This window comes from Achromobacter spanius, assembly GCF_002966795.1.
GTDB classification, from domain to species: Bacteria; Pseudomonadota; Gammaproteobacteria; order Burkholderiales; family Burkholderiaceae_B; genus Achromobacter; species Achromobacter spanius_D.
In genome coordinates this window covers 3,016,947-3,039,688 of the sequence record NZ_CP023270.1, presented here as the reverse complement: position 1 = coordinate 3,039,688, position 22,742 = coordinate 3,016,947, and the positions used below count along the sequence as shown (strand labels likewise).

Below are 22,742 nucleotides of genomic sequence, written 5' to 3'. Positions count from 1 at the left end.
TCCATGGATCCGTCCCAACTGACCCGTATCACCGGCGGCCAGCCGACACCGCTGGGCGCCACCAGCGACGGCCTCGGCGTGAACTTTGCCGTGTTCTCGGCGCACGCCACCCGCATCGAGCTGTGCATCTTCGACCCCAAGGGCCGCAAGGAACTGCGGCGCTTCGACCTGCCCGAATGCACGGATGAAATCTGGCATGGGTACCTGCCGGATGCGCAGCCCGGCCTGCTGTATGGCTACCGGGCGCACGGCCCGTACGATCCCCAGAACGGGCACCGCTTCAATCCGCACAAGCTGCTGCTGGACCCGTACGCCCGCCAACTGAGCGGACCGCTGCACTGGAGCCCCGCCCTCTTTGGCTACCGCATGAATCACTCGCGGCTTGACCTGACCCTGGACCGCCGCGACAGCGCGCCCGCCATGCCCAAGGCCATCGTGGCCGATGAAGTCCCGTTCAACTGGGGCAATAGCAAGGCGCCGTGCACGTCGTGGAACGACACCACCATCTACGAGGTCCATGTGCGCGGCGCCTCGATGCAGCGCGAAGACCTGCGCCAGCCGCTGCGCGGCACCTGCGCCGCCCTGGCCGATCCGCATTTCATCGAGCATCTGCAACGCCTGGGCGTGACGGCGGTGGAACTGCTGCCGGTGTATGCCTTCCTGCAGGATCACTTCCTGACCGAACGCGGCCTGCGCAATTACTGGGGGTACAGCACGCTATCGTACTTCGCGCCCGAGCCCGGCTACCTGATGCAGCACCCCAACGAGTTGCGGCTCGCCATCCGCCGCCTGCACGCGGCAGGCATCGAGGTCATTCTTGACGTGGTGTACAACCACACCTGCGAAGGCAACGAGATGGGGCCGACCTTGTCCTGGCGCGGCCTGGACAACGCCAGCTACTACCGCCTCATGCCGGGCGAAGAGCGCTACTACATCAACGACACCGGCTGCGGCAACACGGTCAATATGTCGCATCCGCGCGTGCTGCAGATGGTGACCGACTCCCTGCGCTATTGGGCCACTTCGTATGGCGTGGACGGCTTTCGCTTCGACCTGGGCGTGACGCTGGGGCGTGAAGGCAACGGCTACGACCCCGGCTCGGGGTTCTTTGACGTCATCCTGCAGGACCCGGTCCTGTCCAAGCTCAAGCTGATCTCCGAGCCGTGGGACATCGGCCCGGACGGCTATCAGCTCGGCAACCATCCGCCCGGGTTCGCGGAATGGAACGACAAGTTCCGCGACACCACCCGCCGCTTCTGGCGCGGTGACGAGGGCATGCGCGGCGACATGGCGGCCCGGCTGTGCGGGTCGCGCGACATCTTCGACCGCCGCCATCGCCGACCCTGGTCCACCATCAATTACGTGGCTTCGCACGACGGCTTCACGTTGGCCGACATCGTCAGCTACGACGGCCGCCACAACGAGGCCAACGGCGAGGACGGCAACGACGGCCATTCCGAGAACTTCAGCCATAACTGGGGCGCCGAAGGCGCCACCGACGACCCGCAGATCCTGGAGACGCGCGGCCGCGTGCAGCGCGCGCTGCTGGGATCGGCCATGCTGTCCGACGGCACGCCGATGCTGCTGGCCGGCGACGAATTCGGCAACAGCCAGGAAGGCAACAACAACGCCTACTGCCAGGACAACGCCATTTCGTGGCTGGACTGGACGCAGGCGCAAAGCGACGCCGGCCGCGCGCTCAGCCGTTATGTTGGCCGCCTGACCGCGTTGCGCCGCGCGCATCCCAGCGTGCGCAGCGCCCGCTACGGCGATGCCGGCCAGGAGATCGTGCCGGGGATCCCCGCGATTTCCTGGTTCGACGCTTCCGGCGCGCAACTGGACGGCCCGGCCTGGGAAGCGGAGCAGGAACGCGTAATGGGCTTGCGCCGCGCCGCGCAGCGCCCCGAAGGCGGCGCCGACGTGACGCTGCTGCTGATGAACCCCACGCACGAAGCGGTGACCTTCACGCTGCCGGAGCCCGGGCTGGCGTGGTCGCTGGAACTCGATTCGGACAAGCCCGCCGCGCCCGCGCCGTGGGACGAGCCGGCCGTAACCGTCGCCCCGCACAGTCTGGTCCTGTTGGCCCAGCGTGAGGAATCCGGAGACGCGCCATGACGCATTCGTATTCCTATGGCGCGATTCCGCTGGAAAGCGGCGTCACGCGCTTTCGGCTATGGGCGCCCAGCGCCCCGCCCAGCCTAGCGCTGGAGGTCGAGGGCCATCCGCCCATTCCGATGCGGCCCGGCCCGGACGGCTACGCGCAGGCCGACGTGGACTGCCCGCCCGGCACGCGCTACCACTATCGGCTGGACGAGCACACCGTCATGCCCGATCCCGCTTCGCGCTTGCAGGACGGCGACGTGCATGGCGACAGCATCGTCGTGCAGCCGGGCGCGTACCGCTGGCGCCACCCGGAATGGACCGGCCGCCCGTGGGAAGAAACGGTCATCTACGAGGTCCACGCGGGTCTGGCCGGCGGCTACTCGGGCCTGATCTCCCGGTTGCCGGCACTGGCGGACATGGGCATCACCATGCTGGAACTCATGCCCATCGCCGATTTTCCGGGCGAACGGAATTGGGGCTATGACGGCGTACTGCCGTACGCGCCCGATACGGCGTACGGCTCGCCAGACGACCTGAAGCGCCTGATCGACGCGGCGCATGGCCATGGCATGGGCGTGATGCTGGACGTCGTCTACAACCACTTCGGCCCGGACGGCAATTATCTGTCCGGCTACGCCGCGCCCTTCTTCCGCACCGACATAGACACCCCGTGGGGCGCGGCCATCGACTTTCGCCAGGAAGCCGTCAGCACGTACTTCAAGGAGAACGCGCTGTACTGGCTGACCGAATACCGCTTCGACGGCCTGCGGCTGGACGCCGTGCATGCCATCGCCGGGCACGAGTGGCTGCACGAAATGGCCCGCTTCGTGCGCGACGGGGTCTCGGCCGAGCGCCACGTGCATCTGGTCGTGGAAAACGACGACAACCGCGCCAGCCTGCTGCGCGGCGACTTCGAGGCGCAATGGAACGACGATGCGCACCACGTGCTGCACCATCTGCTGACCGGCGAATCGCGCGGCTATTACGCCGACTACGCCGAAGCGCCCGCGCAGGCGCTGGCGCGCTGCCTGGCCGAAGGGTGGGTGTACCAGGGCCAGCCCTCGGCCTATCGCGGCGGCCAGCCGCGCGGCGAGCGCAGCGCGGACCTGCCGCCGACCGCCTTCGTGCTGTTCCTGCAGAACCATGACCAGACCGGCAACCGCGCCCGCGGTGAACGGCTGATCGCGCTGGTCGACAATACCCAGCGCTTGCGCGCGGCCGTGGCGCTGCAATTGCTCTCGCCGCAGATCCCCTTGATCTTCATGGGCGAGGAACGCGGATCGCGCACCCCGTTCCTGTATTTCACGAGCCATACCGATCCCGAACTGGCGCAGGCCGTGCGCGACGGCAGGCAGCGCGAATTCTCTGCCTTTCCCGAATTCGCGGGCGATTCGCCCGCTGCGAAGTTGCCCGACCCGAACGACGAATCCACTTACCACGCCAGCTCTCCCTGGCAGGACGAGCCGGATGCGGCGGAGTGGATGCGCGACTATTCGGCGCTGCTGCAATTGCGGGCGCGGTCGATTGCGCCACGCCTGCCAGGCGCGGTCAGCCTGGGCGCTTCGGCGGTGGGCGACCGCAGCGTGTTCGCCCGCTGGGAGCTGGCCGATGGCGCCCGGCTGACGGTCTACACGAATCTGGGACCCATACCGCAGACGGTGCCGGAATCGCTCATGCCCGGGCCGGACGTCTTCGCCACCCTGCTCTTCGAATCACCTGCAGGCGGGCGCGACCGCCTTGCGCAAGGTGAGCTGTGTCCGGATTGCACCGTCTGGCTGCTGGAGGAACCGGCATGAAGCGCTCCAAGCCCGAGCCGGACGGCTTATCCGCATTGGCTCTGGATGCCGGCATCGCGGAACATTGGTCGGACGCGCGCCAGCGGCCGCAACAGGTGTCGCCCGACACGTTGCGCGCGCTGCTGGCGGCCATGGACCTGCCGGCCGCCACGGCGAGCGATATCGAGGACAGCCGCCGCCGGCTGGCTGAACAGGCCGCCGATGCGCTGCCGCCGATGCTGGTGACGCGCTGCAACGCCCGCACCGTATTGCCCAAGACCGCGCGCGGGCCGTATCGCATCCTGTGCGAGTCCGGCCGCATCCTGGATGGCCACATCCAGGCCGGCGCCGACCGCGTGCCTTTCATGATCGCCCCCGACGAGCCCGGCTACCATCGCCTGCTGCTCACATCGGCCGAGGCCACGCTGGCGGTTGCACCGCAGAAGGCCCCGAGCCTGGCCGACCTGACCGGCGTGACCGGCCCGCGCTGCTGGGGTCTGGCCGCTCAGGTCTACAGCCTGCGCCAGGACGCGCGCGCCGCCGTGCCGCGCACGCACGGTTTCGGCGACTTCGGCGCGCTGCGCGAACTGGCGGTGGCCGCCGCCGAGCAAGGCGCGGACATGCTGGCCATCAGCCCGGTCCACGCGATGTACACGGCGCAGCCCGAGCGGTCCAGCCCGTACTCGCCGTCCAACCGCCTCTTCCTGAATGTGCTGTTTGCGGCGCCCGCCTCGGTGCTGGGCCAGGACGCCATGGTGCGCGCGCTGTCCGGCGTCGCGCCGGCCGAACTGAACGCGCTGGACGGGCTGGATCTCATCGACTGGCCGGCGGCCGCGGCGATCCGCCTGCGGTTGCTGCGCGCCCTGCATGCGGAATTTGCCAGCAGCGGCGCCGCCAGCCAGCGGACACGCTATGCGCAGTTCTGCGTAGACCGTGGCCAGGCGCTGCGCGACCACGCGATCTTCGAGACCCTGCATGCCGCGCACCGCGCACCGGACGGCAAGATCCCGCCGTGGCAGAAATGGCCGGCCGCCCTACGCGATCCGGCCTCTTCTCAAGTCAGACGCTTCGCGCAGGATCACGCGCTTGAGGTGGACTTTCATCAGTTTGCCCAATGGCTCGCGGCGGAAAACCTGGCCGCGGCACACACGGCGGGCCGCGAGGCCGGCATGCGGCTGGGCCTGCTTGCCGACCTGGCCGTGGGCGCCAGTCCGGACGGCAGCCATGCGTGGAGCCGGCAGGCCGACCTTATGCGCGGCATGTCGGTGGGCGCGCCGCCCGACATCTACAATCCGCTCGGACAGGGCTGGGGCCTCACCGCGTTTTCTCCGCGCGCGCTGCACACCAACGGCTACGCCGCATTCATCGAGATGCTGCGCGCGGTGCTGGCCCACACCGGCGGCGTGCGCATCGATCACATCCTGGGCATGGCGCGCCTGTGGCTGGTGCCGCAAGGCGCGTCGCCCGCCGACGGCGCCTATCTGCGCTACCCGCTGGACGAGATACTCGCGCTGATCGCGCTGGAGGCCTGGCGCCACCGCGCCTGCGCCATCGGCGAAAACCTGGGCACGGTGCCCGAAGGCTTCGACGACCGGTTGAACGACAACGGCGTGCTCGGCATGAACGTGCTGTGGTTCATGCGCCAGGCGGTGGACGCACCGCCGGTCGCGGATGCGGCAGAAGCCGTCGCCGAGGGCGCGGATGCCTCCGGCGCGCGGGCGGCCGCCGGCTTCACGCCGCCGGCCGAATGGCCCGAAAACGCCGCCGCCATGACCACCACCCACGATCTGCCGACCCTGCGCGGCTGGTGGGAAGAGCGCGACATCGACTGGCGCGTCAAACTGCATCTGCTGGGCGACGACGACGACGAGCAAAGCCTGCGCGCCGCCCGCGCGCAGGACCGTCAAGCGCTCACCCGCGCCCTGGATCCGAAGGCGGAAACGCCGCCCGGCCAGGCCCCGGTTCCCGAGCTGCTGCGCTTCGTGTCCTCCAGTCCCTGCCCGCTGCTGCTGGTGCCGATGGAGGACGTTGCGGGCGTGCTGGATCAACCGAACCTGCCCGGCACCATCGACACCCATCCCAACTGGCGCCAGCGTTTGCCGTTGAGCATCCGCGCGACCTTCGCAGACCCCGCCGCGCAGGCCCGTCTGGATGCCGCGCGCGCCGGAAGGAGACAATCTTGAGCGCACCGCAGGCCACCGCCCGCCTGCAGCTGCACGCAGGCTTCACGCTCGACGACGCGTGCGCGCAGGTGGACTACTACGCAGACCTGGGCGTCAGTCACCTGTATCTATCGCCCATCACGCGCGCGCGGCAGGGCTCCACCCACGGCTACGACGTCATCGACCACGCCATCGTCAGCCCCGAACTGGGCGGCGAGCCCGCCCTGCTCCGCCTGGCCAGCGCCGCGCGGGCGCGCGGCCTTGGCCTCATCGCGGACATCGTGCCCAACCACATGGCGGCAAATCCCGCCAACGCCTGGTGGCGCGACGTACTGGCCCATGGTCCCGCCAGCGCATTCGCGGCCTACTTCGATATCGAATGGAACCCGCTCACGCCGGCGCTGCGCAACAAGGTGCTGCTGCCCATCCTTGGCGACCCGTACGGCGCATCGCTGGAACACGGCGCCATCACGCCGCAATGGGACACCGGCGCGTCGTCCCCCGAGCTGGACGTGCATGGACAGCGCTTTCCGCTGACCCCGTCGTCCGTGCCGCGCGGCGCGGAGCGCCAGGCGTGGCTGCGCGAACATGACCCCGCGCAACCCGCCGGACGGCAGCGCCTGCATGAATTGCTGGAACGCCAGCACTACCGTCTGGCGTGGTGGCGCACCGCGCCGGACCAGATCAACTGGCGGCGCTTCTTTGAAATCAGCGAACTCGTCGGCGTGCGCGTCGAGGACGAGGGCGTGTTCGACGACGTGCACGCGCTGGTCCTGCGGCTGTACGCCCAGGGTGTGCTGGACGGTCTGCGCATCGACCATATCGACGGCCTGGCAACGCCGGGCGGGTACTTGCGCCGGTTGTCGGCACGGCTTGCCGACGCCAACGCCAACCGTCCCGCGGCGCTGCGCCAGGAGCAGCCCTACCTGGTTGTCGAAAAAATCCTGGCGCATGACGAGGCGCTGGACCCGCGATGGCTGACCGACGGCACCACGGGCTACGACTTCATGGATCAGGTAAGCGCGGTGCTGCACGACCCGCAGGCCGAGGCGCCGCTGCAGGCGTTTTGGCGCACCCTGACCGGCGACGACCGCGACGCCGCCGAGCAGCTGCGCGCGGCGCGGGTGCGCATGCTTGCCCGGCATTTCCCGGCGGAACGGCAAGCGCTCGTGCGCTGCCTGGAACAGATCGCCGCCCGCGATGTGCGCACGCGCGACTGGACCGCCACGGCGATCGACCGCGCGTTGAGCGCCCTGCTGGCCGCCTTTCCCGTCTACCGCACCTATGCGGAGGACGAGGGCCGCAATCCGGCCGACGCGCAGCAGCGAGAGGTCGCGGTTCAAGGCGCCGCGACGGCGATGGCGGCCCGCGAAGGCTCGGCCGACGCCACCTTGCTGGCGCAACTCGCGCAATGGCTCAACGGCGAAACGGACCATCCCACCGCCCTGCGCCGCTTCCAGCAGTTGACCCCGCCCCTGGCCGCCAAGGCGTTGGAAGACACGCTCTTCTACCGTTACGGACCGCTGCTGTCGCGCAACGAGGTGGGCGCGTCGCCTGCGTGCTTCAGCCTATCGGCCGAAGATTTCCATGCCGCCTGCGCGGCCCGCGCACGCACCCATCCCCGCGCCATGCTCGCCACCGCCACGCACGACCACAAGCGCGGCGAAGACACACGGATGCGGCTGGCCGTTCTGACCGAAATGCCCGAGCGCTGGCAGGAGGCCGCGCGCGGCTGGATCGACGCATTGCCCGGCGGCATGACGCGGGCAGACCGCTACATGCTCATCCAGACGCTGATCGGCGCCTGGCCCTGCGAGTGGCGTGCGGATCCCCCCGACTGGTCGCCCGACGCCCTGCAAGCGTGGCTGGACCGGATCGGCCAGTGGCAGGAAAAGGCGCTGCGCGAGGCCAAGCTGCACACCAGCTGGACCGATCAGGATCCTACGTACGAAGCTGCCGCAAAAGAATGCCTGGCGTGGCTGGGCGGCGACCCCGAAGGCCGCCGCGTGCTGGCCAGCATTGCCGCCTTCGCCCTGGAGATTGCGCCCGCGGGCATGGTCAACAGCTTCACGCAGACGCTGCTGCGCAACACCTTGCCCGGCGTGCCGGATCTGTATCAGGGAACCGATCTGTGGGATTTCAGCCTGGTCGATCCGGACAACCGCAGGCCGGTCGACTACGCGTTGCGTGCGAAGCTGCTCGCTGACGGATCACGCGATGTGGCAATAGACCTGTCCGAATCGGCGTGGCGCACCGGCGCGGTCAAGCAGGCGCTGATCCACCGGCTGCTTCTGGCCCGCCAGCGCACCCCTGCGCCCTTCACGGGTGGGCAGTTCCACTCGGTCGCGGCCGAAGGCGCCCAAGCCGGCCACGTGCTGGCGTATGTGCGGCAACACGATGGTCAGACGGCCCTCATCGTCGCGGCACGGACTTGTGCCCTGCATTTGGCCGGGTATGCGCTTGGCGACGCGGCTGGGGCGCGCGCGTTCTGGGCCGGCACGACGCTGCAATTGCCGGCAGGCAGTCCTGGCCTGTCGCTGCATGACGCCTTGACCGGCCGCCGTGTGCGCACGGATGCGGGCGGCCTGCTGCCCATCACGGAACTGCTGCGCGACGGACCTGCGGTGCTGTGCCTGTCGGCGTAGTTGCAGACGTAATTCGGCCCCGGCTGCGCCACGGAGAGCGAACGCGGCCGGGGCCGTCAGGCACTACGCGCTGAGCCGCGCGCTGGTCACGCGGCCGGCGTAGTCAGCGCGTTTAGCGCTGATTCCTGTTTTGCTGATCCGAAGTCTGACCTTGCTGATTACGGTCTTTCTCCATCTTCTCGCCAGCTTGGCCGGGCTGCTGACCCGGCTGGTTACGGTCCCGAGGGTTCTCCTGGGATTGCTGCTTTTGCGGTTGCTTCTGCTGGTCGGGTTGATTCTGGTTGGCCATCACACGTCTCCTAGTAGGCGGAGATATTCCGCATGGACCATAGAGCAACCCGCGTGCCTGACACCCCCTGCGCCGGGAAGCGCCAGACATGGTTTCTGGGGGACGGAAGCGAAGGCGGAAAAAGCCGCCCCGATCGGTAAAAACTACCGTTGCACGAGCGCTAGAGCAGCGCGGTATGCACGGCGGCGCGGCTCGATTCGGCATCCTGGCCGGAACCATCGAACGCGTCCAGCCACGACGACGCGTAGGCGGCAGGCGCTGCCAGCGGCTCTCCGCCGTCGCGCTGCGTACGCAGGCGAAGGATCAGTTCGTCCAGCGGCATGGGACGGCCCAATGAAAAGCCCTGCCCGTAGCGGCAGCCCGCCGCGCGCAGGGCGGGAATGTCGGCCACGTTCTCCACGCCTTCGGCGACCACGCGCCAACCCAGACGGGTAGCCAGTTCCGCGGCGGTACGCAGGACTTCGAAGGCCACGGCGCTGCGGCGCATGCGCGTGACGAAATACTGGTCGATCTTCACTTCGGATAGCGGCAGCGCCGACAGCAGCTTAAGCGAAGCATGGCCGGTGCCAAAGTCGTCCAGGCTGACTTCGCAGCCCGCCTCTTCCAGACGCAATAGCGACGCGCGCAGCACGTCCAGGTCGTGTATGGGCTCGTCTTCCGTCAATTCCACACGCACCAGCGACGGCGGCAATTCCGCGGCCCGCACGCGGTCCAGCAGGAAGTCGACACAGCGCATTTCCGACAGCGTCGTGGCCGGCGCATTGATCGCCAGCGGCACGGCCACGCCCACGCGGCGCAGCGTCTGGAGCGCGTCGATGACCCGCACGCACACGCGTTCAAACAGCATGCAGTCCAGCCCGAGCCGATTCACCGCAGGGATGAAATCGCTGGGCATCACGATGCCCAGCTGCGGGTGCTGCCAGCGCACCAGCGCTTCGGCGGAAACGATGCGACCGGTCAGCAGGTCGACTTGCGGCTGCAGGAGCACTCGCAGCCCGTCCCTGCCGGTGATCATGGCAGTGATTTCCGCGTCGCTGACCACGGGATCTTGGCAAGACTCTGTATTTGACATGGCTTGCTCCGGTGGTGCCCCGACGGCTTGCCTGCGCTGTCCGGGCGCAGATCGGGACACGATATCGACGCATTCTGCGCCCTCCGCGCCATAAAGTCACACATATGTAACCATCAGTGTTAAGGTGCGCAAATTCATGTTTGGCGCGGCTTTGCGGGCGACTCGTTTGCCCGTTGCGGGCCGGTTGCCGGGCTTGCCCCGCATTCGCCCGCCACTGTCTTGTCGACATGGTAGGGTTGCCGTCTTTCGGCCTTGCTCCGCCCCTTTCCCGCTGCACTTCATCCGCGTGACTAGTTTGCTTACCCGTTGGCGCGCCTCGCTGCGCAATGTCCTGTGGCTCGATGCCCTGCAAGCCGCCGCCATCAGCGCGGCCCCCGTCATCCTAGCCGTGCTGATTCACGAGCCGCGCCTGGGCTGGACCGCCATCGCGGCGTTCTGGGCCTGCTTCGGCGACCCCGGCGGCCCCTTGCGCAAGCGCGCCGGCTCGATGCTGGCGTTGGGCCTGATCGGGGCGCTGTTCTGCCTGCTGGCCAGCGCCAGCGCGTCGCATCTGTGGTTGCTGCTGCCGCTGACCTTTGTCTGCTGCACCTTCGGCGGGCTATTGCGGGTGCTGGGCCCCGCTGCCGCCATCGTGGGCACGCTGCTGTCGGCCGGCTTTGTCGTGGCCGCCGAGCTGCCGGCGCCGACGCTCCAGGAAAGCCTCTGGTACACGCTGTTCTTCCTGGCTGGCGCGGCGTGGGCGATCTTGATGACGGCGCTCGTCTGGCGTCGCCGGCCCTGGAAGGACGCGACCCACGCGGTCGCCCACTGCTACCGGGGCCTCGCCGATTTCTCCGATGCGCTGGCCCGCATGTACTCCGGCCTGGCGCCCGCGGCGGGCCCGCAGGCCTGGAGCGCCGTCGTCCGGCCCCAGCGCAGCGCCCAGCGCGCCGCCCTGGAAGCCGCCCGCGTCCGGATCCGCGAGGTGCTCGACGCCCGCCCGTCGCGCCGGGCCCGCGCCCATCAACTGCTGTACCTGCTGGATAGTGCCGAGGACAGCTTCATCGCACTGGTCGCCGCCGCCGACCTGCTGGAATCCAACGCCCCGCGCTGGCTGGGCCGCAGCGCCGGGGCGCACCTGTCGCACGCGTTGCATCGCTACGCCAGCGTCTGCAACGCCATCGCCAGCACCTCCGACGTCAGCGACGCCAAGCAGGCCGAATGCCTGCACGAGCGCCTGGCGCACTACAACGCCGGACTGCGCGACCTGCGCGGCGGCGCCATGGCGTACGCGCCGGACCTTGCCACCGTGGTGCCGGTGCTGGACCGTCTGCTGCACACCGCGCAGGCGGTCACGCAATCGCTGTTCGACCTCGCCGCCGCCCCGGCCGCGCCCGCGCACCGCGCCAGCGAAGCGAGCGGCGCGCGGCAGGCCTGGCGCACGCTGCGCCAGAACCTGCGATTCGAATCCGACGCCTTTCGCCATGCGCTGCGGGTCGGCGTGGGCGCCACCATTGCGGTGGCGCTGTCCAAGACATTCGCCGTCAACCACGGCTACTGGATGTCGCTGACGCTGGTCTTCATTCTGCAGCCCTACTTTGCGACGACCTGGCAGCGCACGGTCGAGCGCGTGGTTGGCAGCGTGGCCGGCGCCATCGGCGCCTCGTTGCTGGGACTTTTTCTCACCACGCCCCTATCCGTGGCGCTCGCGGTCCTGCCCATCGCGCTGGGCACGTTCGCCGCGCGCACCGTCCATTACGCGCTTTTCACCTTCTTTTTGACGTCGCAGTTCGTGCTGGTCAGCCACATCCAGCAGCCCGAGATCTACGAACCCACGCTGGCCGCGCTGCGCGCGTTCAACAGCGTGCTGGGCGGCATTCTGGCGCTGCTTGTGGGCTTTCTGGTCTGGCCGGAAAAAGAGCCGCGGCAGCTGGCCGGCGCCTTGACCCGCGCGCTTCAGCGGCATGCGGACTACGCGCTGGCCCTGGCGCAGGACAAGAGCGGCGACGACGCCTCCCGCGACATTGTGGGACTGCGTCGGCTTGCCTGCCTGTCGGCCGACAACGCCGAGGCGTCCCTGCAACGGCTCCAGCAGAATCCGGTGCATCGCGAACGGAACGTGGACACCGCCGTGAACCTGCTCAACGCCATGCGCCGCATCACGGCCGCGGGCACCGTGCTGGAAATCCAGCCAGCGCTGCCGCCCGAGTCCCCGCAAGCAGCCGCGCTGCGGGACTACGGCGCCGTGCTGGCACACGTACTGCATCCGGAAGGCCCCGCCCCCATGCACGAGGCACGCGGCCTGGGCGTGCCCGCAGTCATCGCCGCCGCCGAGCCGGCGCTGGCCGCGCCGCTCGACCGCATCGCGCAGCAGGCGCGGCAGATTCGCCAATTGCGCGACCGCGTGCAACGCGACCCGGCGCCGCAATAGCGGCTTGCATTGAGCCGGCGGGGTGAAACTCCAACCGGCTTGACGCGCATCAATGGAGCGCTCCGGTTAAACGGCAACCATACGGACATGGCTTGTTTAACCAAGGAGGCCCTCCATGTACCGCCGCATTTCCGTCCACCTGGACCACGGGTTTGACTGCAAGCGCCGCACCGCGCTGGCGCTGGAACTGGCCAAGCGCCACAAGGCCGAACTGGTGGGGGTCTACGCCAGCTCCGCGCCGCCACAGTATTACTACGGCGAATCCGTCATGATGTCGCGCTCGCTCAACATCATGAAAAACCTGCAGGCCCAGAACCGGGGCGAGGTACAAAACGCCTTTCTGGAAGCCGCCGCCATCGCAGACGTACCGGCCGTCGTCCGTGCCGGTGAATCCTCGCCCAGCGCCACCGTCGCCCTGCACGGCCGCGCCAGCGACCTCATCATCGTCAGCCAGCAAAACCGCGACGACGTCGAGGCCGCGCACGAAAACGAATTCGTCGAACAAACCCTGCTGACCGCGGGCCGCCCCGTCATGGTCGTGCCGTCCAGCGGCGAATTCCCGGTCGTCGGCGATCGCGTCCTGCTTTGCTGGGACGGCAGCCGCGAAGCCGCCCGCGCGTTGGCCGACGCCACCCCGCTGCTACAGGGCGCCTCGCACGTGGTCGTGCTGACCATGGACGAAGGCGCGGCCACCCGCAACGTCGAATCCATCGCCTTCGAAGACCTGGCCACCTACTGCGTGGCGCACGGCATTCCCGCGCCCGACCACGTGCGCCGCGACATCAAGGGCGTCGGCGTCGGCAGCACCATCCTGAATGCCGCCGCGGATTACAGCGCCGACCTGATCGTCATGGGTGCGTACGGCCACAGCAAGTTCCGGGAATGGGCCATGGGCGGCGCCACGGCGTCCATTCTGAAGAGCATGACCGTGCCGATCATGTTCTCGCACTGACGAGGCGGCCGAGCGGCTTCACGCCGCCACGAGCTGCGCGTCGCGCACCGGCGTCAGAACAGGTTTGCCGCCAAAGTGCGCCGTGGCGTTTTCCAGAAACAGGGCAACGGTTGCCGCCACCGCTTCGGGCGACCGTCCCGCGCTATGCGGCGTCAGCACCACGTTGTCCAGCCGCTTCAACGCATCGGGAATGGTCGGCTCGCCGTCCACCACATCCAGTCCCGCGCCGGCGATGCGCTTGTCAGCCAGCGCTGCAATCAACGCGTCCGTATCGACCACGCTGCCGCGCGCGATATTGATCAGATACCCGTCCGGACCCAGCGCTTCCAGCACGCCGGCGTCCACCAGATGATGCGTGCCGGCGCCGCCGGGCGTAGCCACCACCAGGAAATCGGACTCAGCCGCCAGCGCGCGCGGATTGTCGAAGTACGTATAGCCGGATTCCGGTCGGGCGCGGCGGTTGTAGTACCCCACGCTCATGCCAAAGCCGTTCGCGCCCCGGCGGGCGATTTCCAGGCCGATCGTGCCCAGGCCCAGAATGCCCAGTCGCTTGCCGCTGACCTGCGGACCCATGAAGCCGCTCCAGTGCCCCTGCCGGACCCAGGCGTCGGCCTGCGGCAGCCGGCGCGCGGCGCCCAGCAGCAGCGCCATCGCGTGGTCGGCCACGGACACGGCATTGGCGCCCGGACCATTCGTGACCTGGATGCCGCGCGCGTGCGCCGCCGCAAGGTCGATATTTTCATAGCCAACGCCCAGCGAGCACACGATGCTCAATTGCGGCAGCGCGGCCATTTCGTCGGCGCGCAAGCCGGTGGCGCCGCGGGTCAGCACGGCGCGGATCTCGGCGCCATGGTCCTGGATGGCCTGGGCGCGTGTTTGGTCGGTGGTGGCGACGATTGGGCGAAAGCCCTGGGATTCGATGACGGGAAGATAGTCCTGAACGCTGTCGATCAGGATCAGTAAGGGGATGCTCATGTCGGGGCTGCGGGTCTAGGTAGGTTGCTGCTGAAACCCGCAAATCTTACGCCCGACGCGGCGTACGCGCCAGGACGGGCGCCCTTGGGCGTCCATCCTGACGGCAGCCAGCCGAACGCAAGCAGCATCCGGCGGCCCTCAGCGTGTCATGGCGCTATATGCGTCCCATCAGCAGCAACACAATGAGCACCACGACGACGATGCCCAAGAGGCCGCTGGGGTAGTAGCCCCAGCCGCGGCTATGCGGCCAAGCGGGCACGGCGCCGATAAGCAGCAGGATCAGGATGATCAGCAGGATGGTCGACATAATGACTCCTTGGTTTTTGTTGATTCGAGTTGTTCAGGGGCGTAGCGTCAGGCGTCTTTCGGCGGCACGATTTCCTTGACGGGCGGGGACAGCGGGGGAAGATCCACGTCCGGCTCATCGGTATCCGGATCCACGGGCAGATCGCCCGGCGGCGAGCCGGGCGGAATCGGATCCGGCTTCGGCGGCACATGTAGTTGCAGGACGGTTTGCATTGCACTCTCCTGTGAAGATTCTCTCGCTGGCGGCGCTGCCGGCCCGGTGCGGGTGACGGCGGCACGATTGCCAACCCGCTCTTCAGCAAGCGCCGTGCCCAAACCCGGCGGCCGCCCGCCGCGGCTTGGCCGGGAACGCGGCATGCTGGGTGCGGGCGCTACCGCGCGCACCCGGAGATTGAATGAGCACCCGCACGCAAAAGGACCCGGATCCGCTGCCCGTCGAAGAGGCGGCGCTGACCTATGTGGATGACACGCAACCCGGCTACACCCGCGTGCGGGTCAACGCCCATACGTTTCATTACCTGGATCAGAAAGGCGCTCGCGTCACCGACGAATCCGAAATCCAGCGCATCAACGCCCTGGCGATTCCACCGGCCTACGAAAACGTGTGGATCTGCCCGCTGAAGGATGGGCATCTGCAGGCCACGGGGCGCGACGCGCGGGGCCGCAAGCAGTATCGGTACCACCAGGACTGGACGGCGGTGCGCGACGCCACCAAATACAAAAACCTGCTGTCATTCGGTCACGCCCTGCCCGGCATCCGGCGCCAGGTCGAGCGCGACATGAAAATCCCCGGCCTCACGCAGGACAAGGTGATCTCCGTACTGGTGCGCCTGCTGGAGATCACGCTGATCCGCATCGGCGGACGCGAATACGCGCGAGCCAACAAATCGTATGGCCTGACGACGCTGACACGCCGGCACACGACCGTGGCCGGCAGCCGCTTCCGGTTCCGTTTTCAGGGCAAGAGCGGCGTGCCGCACGACGTGACAGTCACGGACCGGCGGGTCGCGCGCATCATCAAGCAGTGCCTGGACATTCCCGGCCAACAGCTATTTCAGTATCTGGATGGAGACGGCGCCAAGCACCCGGTCGATTCGGGCGCGGTCAACGCCTATCTGCGCAACGCGGGCGGCGGCGAATACACGGCGAAACACTATCGCACCTGGGCCGGCTCCGTGATGGCCTATGCCGCGCTGCAGGGGCGCCAGGCCGACGACGAGCGCCGCGCCAGGCAGGAGGCTGTCGACGTGATCAAACAGGTCTCGAAACGCCTGGCCAATACGCCGGCCGTCTGCCGCGCGTGCTACGTGCACCCGGCAATCATGGAGGCTTACCTGACCGGCACGCTACCGGCCCGCAAGGCCGCCCCGGCGGGTCCTCGCGGGCTCAGCGCCGACGAGCGGCGCCTGCTCGCGTTCCTGCACGACCAGCAGGCGGCCGATGACTAATCAGAAAATCGACGAGCGCGCGTTCTTGGCGCGAGGTTGCGGTGCAGAGCCGTCGGCCCAGTTCGACTCGGTCTTGTTGTCGACCACTTCGCGCTTGTCGCGCGCGGCCTCATCGGGCGTGTCGGCGTCGGGTTTATCCGGTAGATTCGGCACGTCGACGGGACCGCCCGGCGGCAGTATCTTAGCGTTGTCCTGCGTGGATTTGTCGGCGCGCGCCGACGGGGTGGATTTGGGTGCGGACGAAGGTTTCATGGTGATCTCCTGCCTTTGCGAACCTTCATCCTACGGCCCCTCGCCCGCGGGAAAAACTGTCAAGACCTTCAAATTGCAAGCGGATGTGCCGCAGGGCGCCCTGCCCTTGTGTGGCTGCGCGGCCTCGGCCGCTCACAAGGAGATGCAATGCGAGACCCAAACTTCGAACAATGTGTGCAAGCCTGCTACGAATGCGCAGTGGCGTGCGACCAGTGCGCCGCCAGCTGCCTGCGGCAGAACCCGGCGCAGCTCAGGGCCTGCATCGCCCTGTGCACCGATTGCGCGGCGGTCTGCCGGCTATGCGCGGCCATGCTGGCCCGCGAAGGCGAGTTCGCGCAGGCGCTGTGCACCCTGTGCGCGCTGGTCTGCGACGCCTGCGCCAGGCAGTGCTCCACGCACGAATCCGAAAAATGCCAGATCTGCGCAGGCGCGTGCATCGCCTGCACGCTGGCATGCCGAGACATGGTCGAGGCGTAAGCCTCGCCCCGCCACGCAGCCGCCCGGGCCGGCCGCGACGGCGCATTTTCCGCCCGACAGTCAAGGAGCTTTCGATGGCCACGACGAACACCCCTATGCCTTCCGACTTCCCCGAGAACGGCCCCGACAATCGTGGCGCCTACCGGCGCTCGCGGCATCCGGAAAGCTGGATCGACGAGCTGGAAGCCACGCTCAGCGACAGCTCGGCAACGGACCTTGAGGCCTTGAAGGCGCGCTTGGGCGACCAGCTTCAAGCCACGCGTCAAAGCCTGCGCGACGCGTCCGACAACGCGCATGACCTCATGCGCGAAACCCTGGATTGCACCGAGGAATATATCCATGCGCGCCCCTGGCAGGCGGTCGGGCTGGCGGCGGGCGCGGCGTTTCTGCTCGGCATCATTGTCGGGCGCCAGTAGACGGTTCGACGCGGCCGCCGGGAACGGCGTTTGCTTGACTCCCGGGCGCAAGGCGCATCCCGCGCCGCCCAATGGGAGAGAACATGAGCACACCCAAAAGCGCCCAGACCGGCGACCGCCCGCATCCCACGCCGCCCATGCCGGGCCAGCACCTGGACGAACAGCCAGGCGTTGAAGCCGACATGGTGCTCAAACCGCAGTACCAGGCGCCCGGCTACAAAGGCAGTGGCAAGCTGCAGGACAAGGTGGCCATCATCACCGGTGGCGACTCCGGCATCGGCCGCGCCGTCGCGGTCCTGTTTGCCCGCGAAGGCGCCGACGTCGCGGTGCTGTACCTGGACGAACACGAAGACGCCAGGGAGACCAGCCGCGCGGTGCAAGCCGAGGGCCGCCAATGCCTGCTGATCCCGGGCGACGTGCAGGACGCGGCCTTTTGCAACGAAGCGGTGGCGCAGGTCGCCAAGCACTTCGGCAAGCTCGACATCCTGGTCAATAACGCCGCGTACCAGCTGCACACCGAAACGCTGCCGGAAATCAGCGACGAGAAATGGGACAAGACGCTGCGCACCAACATCACCGGCTATTTCTACATGGCGCGCGCGGCGCTTGAACACTTGAAGGCGGGCGACGCCATCATCAACACGGGCTCGGTCACGGGCCTGAACGGCAGCGCCAAGCTGCTGGACTATTCTTCAACCAAGGGCGCGATCCATGCCTTCACCCGATCGCTGGCCGCCAATCTTGCCGAGCAAGGGATACGCGTGAACGCGGTGGCGCCTGGTCCCGTGTGGACGCCGCTGAATCCGGCCGACCGAAGCGCCGAAGAGATCAAGGCGTTCGGCGAAAAGACCGATCTGGGTCGCCCCGCGCAGCCCGAGGAAATCTCGCCGGCCTACGTCTTTCTGGCATCGCCCGAATGCTCGAGCTACATCACCGGGATCGTGCTGCCGATCACCGGCAGCGCGGGCGACTGAGCACCTGCATCACCGTCCACGCCGGCATCCCCCGCTTCGGTCTTCACTTTTCCGGCACGACCGAAGCCGGGGCGGCGCGCGACGCTGGAGACACTGGCGGCGCTTCGCCCTTCGGCGCGGGGTGGATCTTTTCGCCATTGACGGCCGGTTCACGCTGTAGCGCGCGGCTCATTGCATAGTGGTCGCTCAGCATCGGCAAGGTACGGACCGCAAAGTCGCGCACCTGCGCGTCCTCCGACGCTTTCGCCGCCGTCTCGAACAGGCGGTTCGCGGTGGCGTGCGCGTCGACGGCGGCCTTCTGGATGTAAAGCTGATCGAATGCCGCGCCAGTCTTGCCGCCCAGCTCATGTAGCGTCGCGCGTTCGGGCTCGGCCGGCTGATCCGGCAGCGACACGTTTTTCGAGGCAGCCAGCGCCTTCAGTTCCTTGTTCACGGCGGAATGCTGTTCCAGCATCTTCGCCGCAAAAGCGCGCACCTGTGCATCCTGCGCGCGCTTGCCGGCCAACTCGGCGGCCTGCACTTCAAACAGGCCTGATCCCGACGCGGCCTGCAGGAATCGGGCGTCGGACGCAGCCAGTTCGGCGGCGTGGCTCAGATGGCCGGCGCCCGCCAGGACAACCGCCGCGGCCACGGCCGCCAGCGAGGGAATGGTAAATGGCTTCATTGTTCTGTCTCCGTGAGCGGCCGCTTGGCCTTCAGTTCGCGGTAGTGGGCGCTTCGACGCGGCGCGGCGGATCCAGCGGATCGAAATCCTGCCACTTGCCATCCTGCCAGCGGCCGTTCGCCCGCTCGATATCCGTGCCGCCCGCCGCGCGCAGGATCTGGCGCGCCTGCTGCTCGCGGCCGATTTCCACATGCAGCGCCAGCATCACCCCGGCCTGTCGCACCGGCGGGTGGGATTTCTCGGGTTCGCCGGGCGCCGCGCGCACGCGCTTCTTTCGGCCGATCACCCACATGGCGCCCGCCAGCGCCCCGATATAGGCGCCCACACCGGCCGCCGCGATGGTGATGAAGATCGACGCGGCAAATTGCGCGGCAATCATTCCCGCCACCAGGGCAAACACCAGACCCAGCAGCGACGCACCGGCGACCGCGCCGAAATGCCCGCCTTTGGCGTCCGGGTCCGCGACGCGGTCGCCGCCGAGCGGAAAGCGCCCGTGCTCGCCGGCGATGCTGACGTAGAACGTGTGGATGTCGTCCTCGGTATAGCCCTCGGCAAACAGCTTCTGGGCGGCCAGCGTGGCTTCGTCGAAGGTCTGGAACCGTGCAGCGACAATCAAGGACATGACGATCTCCCGGTAGAAAATTCCCCAAGCAGGAGCAACTTCCATACCTGCCCCGCTCCGACCGCGTCCGGTTCTCGCGGTTGATCCTCCCCTTCGGCATGGCGCTTGCTGCCATGCCGCGACGAAATGCAACGCTCACGACCATTGCGTGTCCGCACCCGTCCTTATCCGGAGATTGCCATGCCCCGTATTCCCGACACTGACCTTAACCCCGACGACAGCGGCCGGCCCGACCTGGGTCCCAGCGACTCCTCGGATTCCGCCAGCGATCTGCCGTTTGACCGCCGGCACACCGACAGCGATTCCCAGGCGACCGGCGAACGCGAAAGCGTGGAACCGGACTTCGAGGACGACGACGGCGCGGACGTCGCGACCGATCGCATCACGGACGCCGACGAAGCCGGCATCTCGCGCGATGCGCCCGACCCGGTCCGCAACGGCGGCTAGCTCCTACGCATCAACGGCTCGGATCCCTGAACGCCCCGCGCCGCCCCAAAGAGGAAAGACGATGGAAATTTCCCGTAGTGAGGAGGTGTTTGCCGATGCCCGTCCCGATGAGCGGGAGCCGTTGACAGACGTGTTGCCAACGCCGGTACCGCTGGCATTCACGGAAGATGGCCGCGACAGCCCCAGGCGCAGCCTGTCCGCGCTGGACTGGACGGCGCTCATCGCCGTGGTGGCGGGCGGTTTGAACAGCGGCTTGATCGCCGCCGTTAATCTGGATGTAATTGCGAAAATGTTGCCGCATGCCGCGGCGGCGCGTGTCGTCTATGCCCTGATCGGGATTGCGGCGTTGTACTGCGTCGTGCTGCTGTTCCGCCTGGCCGATGATCTGAGCGAAGCGCCCCGTTGAACGTATTCAACGTAGGCGCCCGCCCGGCACCATTGCGCGGGGACAATCGCGTCACTGCCCTGCGGGCCGCTTGCCTGGATACTGTCCGCCCTCTTCATACTCGGCCCCCTTGCGGTTCGGCGCCTTGTCCGATTCGCGCTTGTAGGGCTCATCCTTGTTGGTCGGTTTGTCAGCTCCGAACTGCCCGCTCTGGTTGGACGCGTCCGTGTCGTCCTTCGGGGTGTTGGCCTTGGACTTTCCGGGCTGCTGTTCGTGTTGGGTCGTCATGAATGCTCTCCTTGAAGCGCGCCCCGCCGAGGATGGCGGCCGGGCCGCCACGCTATGCGCAAGCGCCGTGCCTGACGGCGCCGGGCACGGCGCTTGCTCTGACCCTTGTCGGGTCCGCCAACTATCGGGACCACTTTCCAAAGGAGTCAGTCATGAAGCTGTCCAAAACGATTTGCCCCGCTTTTGCCCTGTGCTTTTCGGTTCTCGCGTTCCAGGCCTCCGCGCAGACTGGCGCCGCCGGCATGCGCACGGATGATCAGATCGACAACCAATACAAGATGGACAGGAAGCAATGCGACGGCATGAAGGGCAACCAGAAGGACGTCTGCCAACAACAGGCCGAAGCCACGCGCGACAAGGCCAAGGCAGACGCCAAGGCCGCGAAGGAAAAGGCCGAGGCCTCGCATGACGCGGCAAAAACGCGCAACGATGCCGACTATAAAGTCGGCAAGGAAAAGTGCGATGCCATGTCCGGTAATGCCAAGGACGCCTGCATGGCCGACCTGAAGACCCGCTACAACAAATAAGCGGTCTTAAGCGGATTCCCGGGACGGCCCGCCCGTCCGTGAATTCTCGCTCGGCAGCGGATAACCCGCTGCCGCGTATTCCTCCAGCCGGTTGTAGAGCGTCTTGGGACTGATGCCCAGCACGGCAGCCGCCTGCTTCTTGACGCCGTTGCAGCGCTCAAGCGTTGCCAGGATGAGACGCCGATCGGCCTCGGCCAGCGTCTCGCCGACGGGCACGCTGACCTGGCCGCCAGGCGACTCGCCACCGGGCGAGACCTGCGGCACCAGCATCTCCAGATCCAGCACGTCGCCATCCGCCATGATGAACGCGCGGCGAACGAAGTTCTTCAGTTCGCGCACGTTGCCCGGCCATTCGTATTGCTCGAGCGCCGCAGCCGCATCGGGCGAAAACGCCTTGGTCTTGCCGGACTCTTCGTTGAGCGTCTGCAGGAAACGCTGCGCCAGAAACTGGATATCGCTGCCGCGATCGCGCAGCGCCGGCAGCTCGATGGGAAACACGCTCAGCCGGTAGTACAAGTCTTCGCGCAGCTTGCCTTCCTGCACGGCCTGTTCCGGATTACGGTTCGTGGCGGCCACCACGCGGATGTCGCACGCGATCTCTCGGTTGGTCCCCACGCGCATGAACTGCCCGGTTTCCAGCACGCGCAGCAGCTTGACCTGCAAGTCAAGCGGCATCTCCGTGACTTCGTCCAGGAACAGCGTGCCGCCGTCCGCGCGTTCGAAGTAACCCTTGTGCTGGCGGTCGGCGCCGGTAAAGCTGCCGCGCTCGTGGCCAAACATTTCGCTTTCGATCAGGTTGGGCGAAATCGCGCCGCAGTTGACCGCGATAAACGGCCGCTGCCGGCGCGGACTGAGTTCGTGGATGGCATGGGCGGCCAGTTCCTTGCCGGTACCGCTTTCGCCGATCAGCAAGGTGGTGACCGTGGTGGGCGCCACGCGCCCGATCTGGCGGTATAGCGTCTGCATCCGTTCAGACTTGCCAAACAGCTTGCCAAAACGGCCTGGTTCCTCGAACGGGGTGCCGGGCAACTCGCCGCCCGAATTGATCATGATGCGCTTGAGGATTTCTTCCAGGCGCTCCATGCAGATCGGCTTGACCAGATAGTCGGTCGCACCCAGGCGCAAGGCCTGGACGGCGTTGTCGACAGTACCGTGCCCGGTCATCACCACGACTTCAGCGCTGCTCGCGGCAACGTTCTTGAAAATGTCCATGCCGCTGCCACCCGGCAGCCGGACGTCCGTCAGCACCAGGTCCGGCGCTTGCCGTTCGAGCTGGATCAGGGCGTCCTTGACGCTGGCCGCCAAGGCCACCGAAAACCCGCTATCGCGGCCGATTTCGGCCAGTGTTTCCCGAATCGCATCGTCGTCATCGACGATCAGCAGGTGAGGCATGCTATCTCCGTATCCCTTCTATAACTGTGAGAATAGTCACTATGGGGTCGGGCGGCGCAAATATTTGCCCGTTTCGACCAACGTTTTCCAATACTTGCAACTCGTCGCAATCAGACGGCAGCCGGCCCTCTACGATGGAGCTGCAGGCCCGCTTCCGGGAC

General features: G+C 67.5%; 23 protein-coding genes. 13 read left to right on the top strand and 10 right to left on the bottom strand.

The genetic code is table 11. The features are described 5' to 3' along the window. The first annotated feature begins 3 nt into the window (after positions 1–3). From glgX to treY, 4 genes are read left to right on the top strand one after another with little or no spacing between them, the layout of a single operon-like run. Positions 4–2,115, top strand: a complete 2,112-nt coding sequence (gene glgX, locus CLM73_RS13600) for a glycogen debranching protein GlgX (RefSeq protein WP_105238882.1) — start codon at positions 4–6, stop codon at positions 2,113–2,115. Then, positions 2,112–3,899, top strand: coding sequence for a malto-oligosyltrehalose trehalohydrolase (gene treZ / locus CLM73_RS13595; protein ID WP_105238881.1), 1,788 nt, complete (start codon positions 2,112–2,114; stop codon positions 3,897–3,899). The genes glgX and treZ overlap by 4 nt, the downstream gene beginning before the upstream one ends. Beyond that, positions 3,896–6,061 carry a 4-alpha-glucanotransferase gene (malQ, locus tag CLM73_RS13590; protein WP_105238880.1) on the top strand — a complete coding sequence of 722 codons (2,166 nt, stop codon included), beginning with the start codon at positions 3,896–3,898 and terminating at the stop codon, positions 6,059–6,061. The genes treZ and malQ overlap by 4 nt, the downstream gene beginning before the upstream one ends. Beyond that, the gene (gene treY, locus CLM73_RS13585; RefSeq protein WP_105238879.1) at positions 6,058–8,685 is read left to right on the top strand and encodes a malto-oligosyltrehalose synthase; all 2,628 of its coding nucleotides are present in this window, start codon (positions 6,058–6,060) and stop codon (positions 8,683–8,685) included. Before malQ ends, treY begins: the two co-directional genes overlap by 4 nt. Positions 8,686–8,797: 112 nt before the next feature. Here the strand turns inward: treY and CLM73_RS29120 are convergent, their stop codons facing one another. Together CLM73_RS29120 and CLM73_RS13580 are read right to left on the bottom strand one after the other, a co-directional pair. Further along, the gene (locus tag CLM73_RS29120) at positions 8,798–8,974 is read right to left on the bottom strand and encodes a hypothetical protein (protein ID WP_199778297.1); all 177 of its coding nucleotides are present in this window, start codon (positions 8,972–8,974) and stop codon (positions 8,798–8,800) included. A gap of 160 nt (positions 8,975–9,134) precedes the next feature. Beyond that, positions 9,135–10,046, bottom strand: a complete 912-nt coding sequence (locus CLM73_RS13580) for an EAL domain-containing protein (RefSeq protein ID WP_105238878.1) — start codon at positions 10,044–10,046, stop codon at positions 9,135–9,137. Positions 10,047–10,332: 286 nt separating this feature from the next. On the opposite strand from CLM73_RS13580, the gene CLM73_RS13575 reads away from it, so the two are divergent. Together CLM73_RS13575 and CLM73_RS13570 are read left to right on the top strand one after the other, a co-directional pair. Continuing rightward, the gene (locus tag CLM73_RS13575) at positions 10,333–12,456 is read left to right on the top strand and encodes an FUSC family protein (RefSeq protein ID WP_105238877.1); all 2,124 of its coding nucleotides are present in this window, start codon (positions 10,333–10,335) and stop codon (positions 12,454–12,456) included. A 115-nt stretch (positions 12,457–12,571) separates the two neighbouring features. Further along, the gene (locus CLM73_RS13570; protein WP_105238876.1) at positions 12,572–13,408 is read left to right on the top strand and encodes a universal stress protein; all 837 of its coding nucleotides are present in this window, start codon (positions 12,572–12,574) and stop codon (positions 13,406–13,408) included. 18 nt (positions 13,409–13,426) lie between these two features. On the opposite strand, the gene CLM73_RS13565 is transcribed toward CLM73_RS13570, so the two are convergent. From CLM73_RS13565 to CLM73_RS29115, 3 genes are all read right to left on the bottom strand, one after another. Next, on the bottom strand, positions 13,427–14,383 hold the full coding sequence (locus tag CLM73_RS13565; RefSeq protein ID WP_105238875.1) for a 2-hydroxyacid dehydrogenase: 957 nt from the start codon (positions 14,381–14,383) through the stop codon (positions 13,427–13,429). Positions 14,384–14,537: 154 nt separating this feature from the next. After that, complete coding sequence (locus CLM73_RS13560; protein ID WP_082578807.1) at positions 14,538–14,690, bottom strand: DUF3309 family protein; 153 nt, start codon at positions 14,688–14,690, stop codon at positions 14,538–14,540. 47 nt (positions 14,691–14,737) lie between these two features. Then, positions 14,738–14,902, bottom strand: coding sequence for a hypothetical protein (locus CLM73_RS29115; RefSeq protein ID WP_167427925.1), 165 nt, complete (start codon positions 14,900–14,902; stop codon positions 14,738–14,740). A gap of 182 nt (positions 14,903–15,084) precedes the next feature. On the opposite strand from CLM73_RS29115, the gene CLM73_RS13555 reads away from it, so the two are divergent. Beyond that, positions 15,085–16,137 carry a DNA topoisomerase IB gene (locus CLM73_RS13555; protein ID WP_105238874.1) on the top strand — a complete coding sequence of 351 codons (1,053 nt, stop codon included), beginning with the start codon at positions 15,085–15,087 and terminating at the stop codon, positions 16,135–16,137. Here CLM73_RS13555 and CLM73_RS13550 read toward each other — a convergent pair whose 3' ends face one another. Next, on the bottom strand, positions 16,138–16,389 hold the full coding sequence (locus CLM73_RS13550; RefSeq protein ID WP_105238873.1) for a hypothetical protein: 252 nt from the start codon (positions 16,387–16,389) through the stop codon (positions 16,138–16,140). Between the two features lie 147 nt (positions 16,390–16,536). Here CLM73_RS13550 and CLM73_RS13545 point away from each other — a divergent pair, with 147 nt between their 5' ends. From CLM73_RS13545 to CLM73_RS13535, 3 genes are all read left to right on the top strand, one after another. Beyond that, on the top strand, positions 16,537–16,866 hold the full coding sequence (locus tag CLM73_RS13545) for a four-helix bundle copper-binding protein (protein WP_105238872.1): 330 nt from the start codon (positions 16,537–16,539) through the stop codon (positions 16,864–16,866). Between the two features lie 95 nt (positions 16,867–16,961). Then, positions 16,962–17,282, top strand: a complete 321-nt coding sequence (locus CLM73_RS13540; protein WP_224776797.1) for a DUF883 family protein — start codon at positions 16,962–16,964, stop codon at positions 17,280–17,282. 83 nt (positions 17,283–17,365) lie between these two features. Further along, the gene (locus CLM73_RS13535) at positions 17,366–18,256 is read left to right on the top strand and encodes an SDR family oxidoreductase (RefSeq protein WP_105238870.1); all 891 of its coding nucleotides are present in this window, start codon (positions 17,366–17,368) and stop codon (positions 18,254–18,256) included. 43 nt (positions 18,257–18,299) lie between these two features. Here the strand turns inward: CLM73_RS13535 and CLM73_RS13530 are convergent, their stop codons facing one another. Then, positions 18,300–18,920: a DUF4142 domain-containing protein gene (locus tag CLM73_RS13530; protein ID WP_105238869.1), complete on the bottom strand. Its 621-nt coding sequence runs from the start codon at positions 18,918–18,920 to the stop codon at positions 18,300–18,302. Positions 18,921–18,951: 31 nt separating this feature from the next. Beyond that, the gene (locus tag CLM73_RS13525; protein WP_105238868.1) at positions 18,952–19,542 is read right to left on the bottom strand and encodes a hypothetical protein; all 591 of its coding nucleotides are present in this window, start codon (positions 19,540–19,542) and stop codon (positions 18,952–18,954) included. Between the two features lie 180 nt (positions 19,543–19,722). Between CLM73_RS13525 and CLM73_RS13520 the strand changes: the two genes are divergently transcribed. Together CLM73_RS13520 and CLM73_RS13515 are read left to right on the top strand one after the other, a co-directional pair. After that, a complete protein-coding gene (locus CLM73_RS13520; RefSeq protein ID WP_056561174.1) occupies positions 19,723–19,989 on the top strand; it encodes a hypothetical protein in 267 nt (88 codons plus the stop codon). 61 nt (positions 19,990–20,050) lie between these two features. Next, positions 20,051–20,395 (top strand): DUF378 domain-containing protein, encoded by a 345-nt coding sequence (locus CLM73_RS13515; protein WP_105238867.1) that lies wholly within the window; start codon positions 20,051–20,053, stop codon positions 20,393–20,395. A gap of 51 nt (positions 20,396–20,446) precedes the next feature. Here CLM73_RS13515 and CLM73_RS13510 read toward each other — a convergent pair whose 3' ends face one another. After that, a complete protein-coding gene (locus CLM73_RS13510) occupies positions 20,447–20,662 on the bottom strand; it encodes a hypothetical protein (protein ID WP_105238866.1) in 216 nt (71 codons plus the stop codon). 152 nt (positions 20,663–20,814) lie between these two features. Between CLM73_RS13510 and CLM73_RS13505 the strand changes: the two genes are divergently transcribed. Continuing rightward, positions 20,815–21,189, top strand: a complete 375-nt coding sequence (locus CLM73_RS13505) for a hypothetical protein (RefSeq protein WP_105238865.1) — start codon at positions 20,815–20,817, stop codon at positions 21,187–21,189. Positions 21,190–21,195: 6 nt separating this feature from the next. Here the strand turns inward: CLM73_RS13505 and CLM73_RS13500 are convergent, their stop codons facing one another. Then, positions 21,196–22,581 (bottom strand): sigma-54-dependent transcriptional regulator, encoded by a 1,386-nt coding sequence (locus tag CLM73_RS13500; protein WP_105238864.1) that lies wholly within the window; start codon positions 22,579–22,581, stop codon positions 21,196–21,198. Between the last annotated feature and the right edge of the window lie 161 nt (positions 22,582–22,742).

Coding starts and splice junctions, on each gene's coding strand:
- CLM73_RS13555 (WP_105238874.1), top strand. CDS start 15,085: ATGAGCACCCGCACGCAAAAGGACCCGGATCCGCTGCCCGTCGAAGAG.
- CLM73_RS13565 (WP_105238875.1), bottom strand. CDS start 14,383: ATGAGCATCCCCTTACTGATCCTGATCGACAGCGTTCAGGACTATCTT.
- CLM73_RS13500 (WP_105238864.1), bottom strand. CDS start 22,581: ATGCCTCACCTGCTGATCGTCGATGACGACGATGCGATTCGGGAAACA.
- CLM73_RS13525 (WP_105238868.1), bottom strand. CDS start 19,542: ATGTCCTTGATTGTCGCTGCACGGTTCCAGACCTTCGACGAAGCCACG.
- glgX (WP_105238882.1), top strand. CDS start 4: ATGGATCCGTCCCAACTGACCCGTATCACCGGCGGCCAGCCGACACCG.
- malQ (WP_105238880.1), top strand. CDS start 3,896: ATGAAGCGCTCCAAGCCCGAGCCGGACGGCTTATCCGCATTGGCTCTG.
- CLM73_RS13505 (WP_105238865.1), top strand. CDS start 20,815: ATGAAGCTGTCCAAAACGATTTGCCCCGCTTTTGCCCTGTGCTTTTCG.
- CLM73_RS13550 (WP_105238873.1), bottom strand. CDS start 16,389: ATGAAACCTTCGTCCGCACCCAAATCCACCCCGTCGGCGCGCGCCGAC.
- CLM73_RS13580 (WP_105238878.1), bottom strand. CDS start 10,046: ATGTCAAATACAGAGTCTTGCCAAGATCCCGTGGTCAGCGACGCGGAA.
- CLM73_RS13520 (WP_056561174.1), top strand. CDS start 19,723: ATGCCCCGTATTCCCGACACTGACCTTAACCCCGACGACAGCGGCCGG.
- CLM73_RS13540 (WP_224776797.1), top strand. CDS start 16,962: ATGCCTTCCGACTTCCCCGAGAACGGCCCCGACAATCGTGGCGCCTAC.
- CLM73_RS13570 (WP_105238876.1), top strand. CDS start 12,572: ATGTACCGCCGCATTTCCGTCCACCTGGACCACGGGTTTGACTGCAAG.
- CLM73_RS13560 (WP_082578807.1), bottom strand. CDS start 14,690: ATGTCGACCATCCTGCTGATCATCCTGATCCTGCTGCTTATCGGCGCC.
- CLM73_RS29115 (WP_167427925.1), bottom strand. CDS start 14,902: ATGCAAACCGTCCTGCAACTACATGTGCCGCCGAAGCCGGATCCGATT.
- CLM73_RS29120 (WP_199778297.1), bottom strand. CDS start 8,974: ATGGCCAACCAGAATCAACCCGACCAGCAGAAGCAACCGCAAAAGCAG.
- CLM73_RS13530 (WP_105238869.1), bottom strand. CDS start 18,920: ATGAAGCCATTTACCATTCCCTCGCTGGCGGCCGTGGCCGCGGCGGTT.
- CLM73_RS13515 (WP_105238867.1), top strand. CDS start 20,051: ATGGAAATTTCCCGTAGTGAGGAGGTGTTTGCCGATGCCCGTCCCGAT.
- treZ (WP_105238881.1), top strand. CDS start 2,112: ATGACGCATTCGTATTCCTATGGCGCGATTCCGCTGGAAAGCGGCGTC.
- CLM73_RS13545 (WP_105238872.1), top strand. CDS start 16,537: ATGCGAGACCCAAACTTCGAACAATGTGTGCAAGCCTGCTACGAATGC.
- CLM73_RS13510 (WP_105238866.1), bottom strand. CDS start 20,662: ATGACGACCCAACACGAACAGCAGCCCGGAAAGTCCAAGGCCAACACC.
- CLM73_RS13535 (WP_105238870.1), top strand. CDS start 17,366: ATGAGCACACCCAAAAGCGCCCAGACCGGCGACCGCCCGCATCCCACG.